Origin of the sequence: Curtobacterium sp. HSID17257 (assembly GCF_003989515.1) — a bacterium.
Classification (GTDB): domain Bacteria; phylum Actinomycetota; class Actinomycetes; order Actinomycetales; family Microbacteriaceae; genus Curtobacterium.
In genome coordinates this window covers 1-10297 of record NZ_RBLU01000107.1, presented here as the reverse complement: position 1 = coordinate 10297, position 10297 = coordinate 1, and the positions used below count along the sequence as shown (strand labels likewise).

At 70.7% G+C, this 10297-nt stretch carries 11 protein-coding genes; 5 read left to right on the top strand and 6 right to left on the bottom strand.

Annotation, left to right across the window (positions count from 1 at the left end; all coding sequences use genetic code 11):
- From D8M35_RS13485 to D8M35_RS13470, 4 genes are all read left to right on the top strand, one after another.
- The coding region (locus tag D8M35_RS13485) for a helicase-associated domain-containing protein (RefSeq protein ID WP_174234752.1) at positions 1-852 on the top strand (852 nt) is incomplete at its 5' end.
- 98 nt (positions 853-950) lie between these two features.
- Positions 951-2645 (top strand): DNA repair helicase XPB, encoded by a 1695-nt coding sequence (locus D8M35_RS13480; RefSeq protein WP_126892318.1) that lies wholly within the window; start codon positions 951-953, stop codon positions 2643-2645.
- Positions 2646-2700: 55 nt separating this feature from the next.
- Entirely contained in the window at positions 2701-3396 is a 696-nt protein-coding gene (locus tag D8M35_RS13475) for a response regulator transcription factor (protein ID WP_069713320.1), read from the top strand.
- A 61-nt stretch (positions 3397-3457) separates the two neighbouring features.
- Complete coding sequence (locus D8M35_RS13470; protein ID WP_126892317.1) at positions 3458-5158, top strand: cell wall metabolism sensor histidine kinase WalK; 1701 nt, start codon at positions 3458-3460, stop codon at positions 5156-5158.
- Between the two features lie 97 nt (positions 5159-5255).
- On the opposite strand, the gene D8M35_RS13465 is transcribed toward D8M35_RS13470, so the two are convergent.
- Positions 5256-5780: a hypothetical protein gene (locus tag D8M35_RS13465; RefSeq protein ID WP_126892316.1), complete on the bottom strand. Its 525-nt coding sequence runs from the start codon at positions 5778-5780 to the stop codon at positions 5256-5258.
- Positions 5781-5822: 42 nt separating this feature from the next.
- Here D8M35_RS13465 and D8M35_RS13460 point away from each other — a divergent pair, with 42 nt between their 5' ends.
- Positions 5823-6251 carry a hypothetical protein gene (locus D8M35_RS13460; protein WP_126892315.1) on the top strand — a complete coding sequence of 143 codons (429 nt, stop codon included), beginning with the start codon at positions 5823-5825 and terminating at the stop codon, positions 6249-6251.
- A 166-nt stretch (positions 6252-6417) separates the two neighbouring features.
- Here the strand turns inward: D8M35_RS13460 and groL are convergent, their stop codons facing one another.
- From groL to D8M35_RS13435, 5 genes are all read right to left on the bottom strand, one after another.
- Positions 6418-8037: a chaperonin GroEL gene (groL, locus tag D8M35_RS13455; RefSeq protein WP_126892314.1), complete on the bottom strand. Its 1620-nt coding sequence runs from the start codon at positions 8035-8037 to the stop codon at positions 6418-6420.
- Positions 8038-8292: 255 nt separating this feature from the next.
- Complete coding sequence (locus tag D8M35_RS13450) at positions 8293-8496, bottom strand: cold-shock protein (RefSeq protein ID WP_066656547.1); 204 nt, start codon at positions 8494-8496, stop codon at positions 8293-8295.
- Positions 8497-8678: 182 nt separating this feature from the next.
- Complete coding sequence (locus tag D8M35_RS13445; protein ID WP_126892313.1) at positions 8679-9269, bottom strand: LytR C-terminal domain-containing protein; 591 nt, start codon at positions 9267-9269, stop codon at positions 8679-8681.
- Positions 9266-9559 carry a DUF3263 domain-containing protein gene (locus D8M35_RS13440; RefSeq protein WP_238638234.1) on the bottom strand — a complete coding sequence of 98 codons (294 nt, stop codon included), beginning with the start codon at positions 9557-9559 and terminating at the stop codon, positions 9266-9268. Before D8M35_RS13440 ends, D8M35_RS13445 begins: the two co-directional genes overlap by 4 nt.
- A gap of 97 nt (positions 9560-9656) precedes the next feature.
- A partial coding sequence (locus D8M35_RS13435) for a DUF2332 family protein (RefSeq protein ID WP_126892311.1) occupies positions 9657-10297 on the bottom strand: 641 nt, incomplete at its 5' end.

Below are 10297 nucleotides of genomic sequence, written 5' to 3'. Positions count from 1 at the left end.
GGCGACGCCGCCGCCGCGGCCGAGGACCTGCCGCCGACCGTCGAGGGCGTCTACCTGCAGCACGACCTGACGGTGATCGCCCCAGGTCCGCTGTCGCCGGCCGACGACCACGCCCTGCGCACCGTCGCCGACCTCGAGGCGCCGGGGCTGGCCGCGCGCTACCGCGTCTCCGAGGACTCCGTGCGCCGGGCCCTCCGGGCGGGCAGCACGCGCGACGAGCTGCTCGCACTGCTGGAGCGGCTCTCGGCGACCGACGTGCCCCAGCCCCTCACCTACCTCGTCGACCAGGTGGCCTCCCGCGACGGTGGCCTCGTGGTCGACGTCGCACCGGACGGCCGCGGAGCGGTCGTGCACGGGACGCCGGACCAGCTCGACCTCGTCGGGGTCGACGCCGAGCTGCGGCAGCTGACCTGGGAGCGCGTCGACCTGTCGACGCTGACCGCCCCGCACCCTCCGCACGTGGTCCACGCGGCGCTCGAGGAGCAGCGGTACCCGGCCGTGCTGACGGCCGCGGCACGCCCGGTGGCGCAGGACGCGCCTCCCGGCCGTCGACGTGGCGCCGGCCGCACGCCGGAGCAGGCCGCGCACGCGCTGGTGGAACGGCTGCGCCTGACGACGGAGCGTGGCGACGCGGAGCCGGAGCAGGAGTGGCTCGGGCGGCAGATCGACCTGGCGGTGCGCGGGAAGACGCCGATCCGGCTGACGGTCCGGATGCCGGACGGGTCGGAGCGACCGATGTCGATCGTGCCGACGTCGGTCGCCGCCGGACGGGTCCGCGGCCGGGACACCGCGGTCGACGTGGAGCGGACGCTGCCGCTGTCGCTCGTCGTCGCGGTCGAGAGCGAGGCCTGAGCCACGCGTTCCTGCACAGCCGCGCCTCGCGAGCCGGTTCTCCACCGTTGCGCACCGGGGGCGACGGCTCGCAGCCGCGCCGCCTAGGCTGATCCGTCATGAACGGACCGCTGATCGTGCAGAGTGACCGCACCGTGCTCCTCGAGGTCGCCCACCCCCAGGCCGAGGACGCCCGGCACGAGCTCGCGGCGTTCGCCGAGCTCGAACGCGCCCCGGAGCACGTGCACACCTACCGGATCACGCGGCTCGGCCTGTGGAACGCCCGCGCGGCCGGGCACGACGCCGAGTCGATGATCGGCACGCTCGAGCGGTTCGCGAAGTTCCCGGTCCCGCAGAGCGTCACCGTCGACATCCGCGACACCGTCTCGCGCTACGGCCGGCTCGTCATCCGGCGTGAGGAACGCGAGGACGCCCCGGCGATCGCGAACTCCCCGACCGAGGAGCTCGAGCGCCAGCCGCTCCTGCTCCTCACCGCCGAGGACCCGTCGGTCCTGGCCGAGGTGACCCGGTCGAAGCGCATCAAGCCCCTGCTCGGCGACCAGCGCTCCCCCTCGGAGATCGAGCTGCAGCCCTGGGCCCGCGGGCAGGTCAAGCAGGAGCTCGTGAAGCTCGGGTGGCCGGCGGAGGACCTCGCGGGCTACACGCCGGGGCAGCCGCACCCGATCGACCTCGACACGGCGTCCTGGCACATGCGGCCGTACCAGGAGCAGGCCGTCGACACCTTCTTCGCGCAGGGGTCCGGCGTGGTCGTGCTGCCCTGTGGTGCCGGCAAGACGCTCGTCGGCGCCGGGGCGATGGCGACCGTCAAGGCGACGACGCTCATCCTCGTCACCAACACCGTGTCCGCCCGGCAGTGGCGCGACGAACTCCTGCGCCGGACGACCCTGTCCCCGGAGGACATCGGCGAGTACTCCGGCACCTCGAAGGAGATCCGCCCGGTCACCATCGCGACGTACCAGATCCTGACCGCCCGACGGAAGGGCGAGTACACGCACCTGTCGCTGCTCGACGCCCTCGACTGGGGCCTGATCGTCTACGACGAGGTCCACCTGCTCCCCGCGCCGGTGTTCAAGCTCACCGCCGACCTGCAGGCACGGCGACGACTCGGGCTCACGGCGACCCTGGTGCGCGAGGACGGCCGCGAGAGCGACGTGTTCTCGCTCATCGGGCCGAAGCGCTACGACGCCCCGTGGAAGGAGATCGAGGCGCAGGGCTACATCTCCCCGGCGGCCTGCTACGAGGTCCGCATCGACCTGCCGCACCAGGACCGCCTGGAGTACGCGGCGTCGGGCGACGACGAGCGCTACCGGATGGCGGCGACCTCCCCCGCGAAGACCCCGGTCGTGCGCGAGCTCATCGAGAAGCACCACGGTGAGCAGATCCTCGTGATCGGGCAGTACATCGACCAGCTCGACGACCTCGCCGCGTCGCTCGACGCCGCCGAGATCACCGGATCGACCCCGGTCGACGAGCGCGAGCGGCTGTTCCAGGCCTTCCGCGAGGGCTCGATCGACGTGCTCGTGGTCTCGAAGGTGGCGAACTTCTCGGTGGACCTGCCCGACGCGACCGTCGCGATCCAGGTGTCCGGCTCGTTCGGCTCCCGACAGGAGGAAGCGCAGCGCCTCGGCCGTCTGCTCCGTCCGAACAAGGACGGCCTCCCGGCGTCGTTCTACACGCTCGTGACGCGCGACACCGTCGACCAGGACTTCGCGCAGAACCGCCAGCGGTTCCTCGCCGAGCAGGGGTACGCCTACACGATCCTCGACGCCGACCAGGTCCTGGCAGCCGCGTAGCCACCACACGACGCGCTCCCAGGAAACCTCTAGGGAACGGTCAGAGGATGGGTCCATGACCGATGGCCCCAAGATCCTGATTGTCGACGACGAGCCGAACATCCGCGACCTCCTCACGACCTCGCTGCGCTTCGCCGGGTTCGCCGTCCGTGCGGTCGGCAACGGGGCCCAGGCGATCTCGGCCGTGCTCGAGGAGGAGCCCGACCTGATCATCCTCGACGTGATGCTCCCCGACATGAACGGCTTCGGCGTGACCAAGCGCCTCCGCTCGTCCGGGTACACCTCGCCGATCCTGTTCCTCACCGCGAAGGACGACACCGAGGACAAGATCACCGGGCTCACGGTCGGCGGCGACGACTACGTCACGAAGCCGTTCTCGCTCGACGAGATCGTCGCCCGCATCAAGGCCATCCTCCGGCGCACGATGAACGACGAAGAGGACGCGATCATCCGCGCCGGCGAGCTCACCATGGACCAGGACACCCACGAGGTCACCATCGGCGACGCGCAGATCGAGCTGTCCCCGACCGAGTTCAAGCTCCTGCGCTACCTCATGCTCAACCCGAACCGCGTGCTGTCGAAGGCGCAGATCCTCGACCACGTGTGGGAGTACGACTTCAACGGCGACGCGGGCATCGTCGAGTCCTACATCTCGTACCTGCGTCGCAAGCTCGACCAGTACTCGACCGAGCCGATCATCCAGACGAAGCGCGGCTTCGGCTACATGCTGAAGGCGACCAAGGCGTCCTGACGTCGGGTACACGGCGACCGTCCGGTTTCACCGGGCGGTCGCCGCTTATCGTTGGGGCAGCATGCACACGCGAATGAGCCGCTGGTGGGACGGGATCTCCCTCCGCACCAAGATCACCGGGATCACGGTGCTCCTCGTCGCGCTCGGACTGCTCGTCGCCGGCCTCGGCACCATGACGGTGCTGTCGACGTACCTGATGCAGCAGCTCGACAACACCGTCAAGCAGACCACCGAGCAGCTCGAGGGCCAGAACATCAGCGACGGCCAGCAGTACTGCACGCTGTCGATCGTCCTGTCGCAGAGCGCCTACGTCGCCGCCTACGACTCCCGTGGCGACAAGATCTGCCAGACCCGTGCGTCCAGCCGGCCGGACATCCGGTCGCTCGACTTCGCCGCCGCGGCGCAGAACTCGCAGCGGTTCTCGCTGTACGACAGCCAGCACGACCACGAGTGGCGTGCACAGGTCATCCCGGCGTCGCTGCAGAACCAGTCGAGCGGCACGTCGGAGACCGGGTACGTGCTCGTCGCCGTGTCGAGCGCCGACACCGACCAGACCATCGCGCGCTTCACGGTGATCTTCCTCGGCTTCGGCATCTCGGTGATCCTGCTCGGCGCGATGCTCACCCGGCTCCTCGTGACGGCCACCTTCGACCCGCTGCGCGACGTTGAGGACACCGCCGCACGGTTCGCTGCGGGTGACTTCAACCAGCGCCTCGAGGCGGACACCCCGAACACCGAGGTCGGCCGGCTCAACCGCTCCCTGAACGCGATGCTCGAGCGGATCGACTCGGCGTTCGAGGACCGCGAGCGCACCATCGACCAGATGCGTCGCTTCGTGGGTGACGCCTCGCACGAACTCCGAACGCCGCTGGTGTCGCTCCGTGGCTACGCCGAGCTCTACCGGATGGGGGCGCTCCGCAAGGAGGAGGACGTCGCCCAGGCGATGGACCGCATCGAGAAGGAAGCGCAGCGGATGGGCCTGCTCGTGCAGGACCTCCTCCAGCTCGCGCGCATCGACGAGTCGAAGCCGCTCGAGCTCGGCCCGGTCGACCTCGTCGCCATCGCCCGCGACTCGGCGCTCGACACCATGGCGTCGAACCCCGACCGTGAGATCCAGGTCCTGGTCGAGGATGCCGTGACTGGTGTCAGCGTGCCGCAGGCCGTGCGACCCGGCGCGTTCGGGCAGCACGACACCGGCGACACCCCGGTGTCCCCGCCGTCGGCCAACACGACCGGTCCGATCGCGTTCTCGCGGCAGACCATCGCGCGGCTCCGGGCCCGACGCACCCGGGCGATGGGCGTCGACGGTACGGTGCCGACCGACGAGACCACACCCCTGCCGACCGTCGTGCTGCCCGCTCGTCCGCCGATCGTCCTGGCGGAGGAGAACAAGATCCGCCAGGTCGTGACGAACCTGATGGGCAACGCGATGCGCTTCACCGCGCACGACGACCCGATCGAGATCGGCATCGGCGTGGACGACGACCGCGGCATGGCGCACATCGACGTCATCGACCACGGCGAGGGCATCCCGCCGCAGCTGCGCGAGAAGATCTTCCAGCGCTTCTGGCGTGCCGACACCTCACGCGCGCGGGACACCGGCGGATCGGGCCTCGGTCTCGCGATCGTCTCGGGCATCGTGCACGCGCACAACGGCTCCGTCGAGGTCTTCGACACCGAGGGCGGCGGCGCCACGTTCCGCGTCTGGCTCCCCCTGCTCCCCCGCGACTACACCCCCACCCCGAAGTCCCCCACCGCCTGACGGCGCCCGCCCCGGCCCGCCGGTCGCTGGTTCATCGAGCGCGCACGATCTGGCACGATCGGGCCCTCCACCCGACCGAACAGACCCGAGGGGCGCATCACCCGCGGCGTGTCTTGCCCGCTCGATCGGCGAACGCACGGCGCAACCGTTCGAACAACACCGCCGGGCGAGCAAGATCCACAGCGGTCGCGTGGATCACGAGCCATCCGTTGACCGTGAAGCCGTTGTTCCTGCGCTGGTCGTGTCGGTAGGTGTCCTGATCGCGGTGGTGATCACCGTCGTACTCCAGGGCGATCCGGTACGTCGGCCAGGCCATGTCCACCCGTCCGAGGAACTGCCCGTCTGCATCGTGCACGTCGACGTTCAGCTCGGGCTCCGGGAACCCGGCGTCGACCACGCCGAGCCGGAGGTGCGACTCCATCGCCGACTCTGCACCGACACGGATCCGGTCGAGCGCGAGCCGTGCCGTCCGGACGCCTCGTGCACCGGGTCGGATCGCGGCAGCGAGGTCGTCGAGCGTGGCGAGTCCGGCCTTCCCCACCAGGTGGTCCCCCAGCGCCACGAGGTCCGCGACGGAGAACGTCTCGGCGCACTCAAACCAGGCCCGGGCTGGTGGACTCACCGGTCCGTACGGACTCGACGCGACTTCCGTGCTCGGAGAACGATGGCCGACGACCCCGGCGCGCCGCATCGCCACGTCGTGCTCGGAGGAGACGTGGACTGTGTCGTCGTCGCGGAGCGCTCGCGGTACCGGTGCACCCCAGAGCCGAGCGGCGGTGGCGTGGCTGAAGCGCTGCCCCGGCCGGAGGACGGCACCCACCGCCTCGATCCTGCTGACGTGGGTGCCGGCGGGAGCGCGGACGCCGTGGAGGGGTGTCACGAGGTCACTGCGACGGAGCCGCTCGGGGCCGATGCCTGCACGAAGTGCGTCACCGACCGCGAAGGTGGTCTGGCCGAACGGGACGGGGAGTGGTGGTGGCTGGGGCACGTCTGCGAGGATCGCCCGCTCGGCGCCGGAACCAGCCCGAAGCGGCCCGCATTGTGGAGAACGACGCAGGTCGAGCCTCCTGTGCGGGACAGAGCGTCGCAGTGAGCGAGCAGGACATGCCGCGCGGTGACGGTCGCGCGAGCGCGATCCGTCGCCAGGACGGGCTGAGCGTGACGGAAATGGCCCGCTGGGTGAACCCCACCCCACTCCCACCCCCGCACGCGGAAGGGCCCCGCACGCAGCGCGTGCGGGGCCCTTCCGGCTACCGGGACTAGAAGTCCATGCCACCCGTGGGGTCGCCGGCCGGCATGGCCGGGTTCTTCTCCGGCTTGTCGGCGACGACGGCCTCGGTCGTGAGGAACAGACCGGCGATCGACGCGGCGTTCTGCAGCGCCGAGCGCGTGACCTTGGCCGGGTCGATGATGCCCGCGGCGACCAGGTCGACGTACTCGCCGGTCGCGGCGTTGAGGCCGTGACCCGACTCGAGCTCGCGGACCTTGGCGGCGACGACGCCCGGCTCGAGACCGGCGTTCAGCGCGATCTGCTTGAGCGGCGCGTCGATCGCGACGCGGACGATGTTCGCACCGGTCGCCTCGTCACCCTGCAGGTCGAGCGAGTCGAGTGCGACGGACGCCTGGATGAGCGCGACGCCACCACCGGCGACGATGCCCTCCTCGACGGCGGCCTTCGCGTTGCGGACGGCGTCCTCGATGCGGTGCTTGCGCTCCTTGAGCTCGACCTCGGTCGCGGCACCCGCCTTGATGACGGCCACGCCACCGGCGAGCTTCGCGAGGCGCTCCTGGAGCTTCTCGCGGTCGTAGTCGGAGTCGGTCGCCTCGATCTCGGAGCGGATCTGACGGACACGGCCCGCGATCTGCTCGTCGTCGCCGGCACCCTCGATGATCGTGGTCTCGTCCTTGGTGATGATCACCTTGCGGGCCTTGCCCAGCAGGTCGAGGGTCGCGTTCTCGAGCTTGAGGCCCACCTCTTCCGAGATGACCTGGCCGCCGGTCAGGATCGCGATGTCCTGCAGCATGGCCTTGCGACGGTCACCGAAGCCCGGGGCCTTGACGGCGACGGACTTGAAGATGCCGCGGATCTTGTTCACGACGAGGGTCGCGAGGGCTTCGCCGTCGACGTCCTCGGCGATGATCAGGAGCTGCTTGCCCGCCTGGATCACCTTGTCGACGACCGGGAGCAGGTCCTTGATGTTGGAGATCTTCGAGTTGACGATGAGGATGTACGGGTCCTCGAAGACGGCCTCCTGGCGCTCCGGGTCCGTGACGAAGTACTGCGACAGGTAGCCCTTGTCGAAGCGCATGCCCTCGGTCAGCTCGAGCTCGGTGCCGAAGGTGTTCGACTCCTCGACGGTGACGACGCCCTCCTTGCCGACCTTGTCGATCGCCTCGGCGATGAGCTCGCCGATGGTGGAGTCAGCGGCCGAGATCGACGCGGTGGCGGCGATCTGGTCCTTGGTCTCGATGTCCTTCGCGTTGGCGAGGAGCTGGTCGGAGACGGCGGCGACGGCCTTCTCGATGCCGCGCTTGAGCGACACGGGGTCGGCACCGGCGGCGACGTTGCGGAGGCCCTCGCGGACGAGCGCCTGGGCGAGCACGGTCGCGGTGGTCGTACCGTCACCGGCGACGTCGTCGGTCTTCTTGGCGACCTCCTTGACGAGCTCCGCACCGATCTTCTCGTACGGGTCGTCGAGCTCGATCTCCTTGGCGATGGAGACACCGTCGTTCGTGATCGTGGGGGCGCCCCACTTCTTCTCGAGGACGACGTTGCGGCCGCGCGGGCCGAGCGTCACCTTCACGGCGTCGGCCAGGATGTTCAGGCCGCGCTCGAGGCCACGGCGGGCCTCCTCGTCGAAAGCAATGATCTTAGCCATGTGAGTTTCTCGTCCCTCCCGGACGTCGTCATGGGGGTCGTGCTGGCACTCAGCGTGAGCGAGTGCCAACGCCGATTCTGGCACTCGCCGGGTGCGAGTGCAACACAGCCGGGAGGCACGGCCCGACTTCCCAGGTGACGGTGCGGCACCGGGTCCACCAGCCAGCCCGGGCGGTGCCGGCCCCGCGACCACGGCACCGCACACGACGAACGCGCCGCCCCCGAGGGGACGGCGCGTCGACGGGTGGTCCCGGACTCAGGCGGGACGGACCGCCTCGGCCTGCGGGCCCTTGGACCCGGTGCCGACGTCGAACGTCACCGCCTGGCCCTCCTCGAGGACCTTGTAGCCCGACATGTCGATTGCCGAGTAGTGCACGAACACGTCCTGGCCCCCTCCATCCACGGTGATGAAGCCGAAGCCCTTCTCGGCGTTGAACCACTTCACGGTTCCGTTGGCCATGATCTCTTGCTCCCTGGTGCTGCTGTTGCGAACGACGCCGTCGCCGTCTGGCGATGACTCTCGTGCAACAACCGCTGCAAGGCAAGAGGTGTGACGTTCTTCCACGCCGATTCCGTCAAGAATCAACGTGCCCGAAACACCGCCGTCACACAGCGCGTGTCGGCGCGGTCCCGACGAGCCCGTCAGCCGCCGTAGTCGGCGCCGAGCACCACGCTGACGTCGGCGTTCGGGAAGGCGGAGGACTGCTCCACCGTCGCGATGCCCAGGGCCTTCGCCACGCCCTGCGCCACGGCCTGCTGGTCGGGCTGCTGGTAGTAGACGACGGACGTGGTCGCCCCCGTCGTCCCGGCGTCGCCCGTCGACGCGACCTTCCAGCCGGCGCTGGTCAATGCGGTGCGGCCGCGGGCGGCCAGACCGGTGGTCGTCGTGCCGTTCAGCACGACCACGCTCGTCGTGCCCTGCGCCGACGGCTCCGCCGCACTCGGCTCCTCGGACGCGGGCGCGGACGGCTCGTCGGACGGCGACTCCGAGGGCGCGGCCGACGCGGAGGAGCTCGACGAGGGACGCGGCGACGAGGTCGAGCCCGGGAACGAGTAGCTCCCGTTCAGCAGCGCGAGCACGAGGACACCGACGAGCACGAGCACGCCGGTGGCGAGCGCGCCCCAGGCGAACGCGATCCACCCGCGTCCACGACGACGGGCACCGCGGTGCGCTCCGACCCGGGGGCCGTCGGAGACCTCGTCGAACCGGTCTCGCGGGTATCTCTCGGTCATCGTTCCTCTTCACGGGGATCGGGCGCGGGGGCGACGAACGCGCGCGCCGCTCGTGCTCGGGTGCGTTCGTGGCGGAGCCGCTGCAGCCGACCGACCAGCTGCGGGTCGAGGGCCAGCGCGGCAGGCAGGTCGATCACGCGGTTGAGCACCTGGTAGTAGCGCGCCGGTGACATGTCGAACTCGACCCGGATCTCCGCTTCCTTCGTGCGGTCGTGTCGCGCCCGGTCGTGCTCGAACGCGAGCACGCGCTGGTCGAGCTCGCTGAGCTCGTCGGTGGGGAGGGCGGTCACGGCACTTCCGGTCACGGTTCGGTCACGGGTCTCGCACATCGTAGGGGTGCCCGGCGGTCCGACCCTGGTACGCGGCTGGACTGTCGCGAGACCCGGTTCAGGCTCCCGGTCGCCGGAACCACCGGACGCGCACGCCGAACGGGTCGCAGACCGCCAGCGCCACACCGTCGAGCGAGACCGTCGCGAACGCGTCCGGGTCCGCCGGGTCGACGTCGTCCGGCAGCGTCGCGGCCACCCCGCGCAGGATCCCGGTGCGCTCGAGGGCGACCCAGTGCACGCCCCGCTCCCGCAGGCGGTCGACCACGCGCTGCCGGTCGGGTCCCGGCACGTAGACGAGGGTCCCGGTGGTGAGCACCACCGGTCGGACGCCGTCCGGCAGGGCGTCCAGTGCGCGGTCGACGTCACCGGGCAGCGTGCCCCGGATCCGGACGGGAGGCACGGCGAGCGTCGCACGCGCTGCCTCGCGCATCAGGGCGGTGCGGTCCGTCGCCTCGGGCGGGACGGTCTCCACCAGACGGTCGAACGCCCCCGGCTCGGCGAGGTCGATCGGGTTCGGGTCGAGGGCGACCCGCGCCCCGATCCGGATCGGGGTGCCGGACGGCTCGGGGAGCGTCCCGCTGGCCTCGACCGTCAGGTGCACCGACGGCTCGGCGACGGCGGTGTGCACCCGGACGCGGTCGGACCGCGCCCCTGAGCGGACGTCGCGCCCCCGGGCACCGGGGTGCAGCGTCCGCGAGG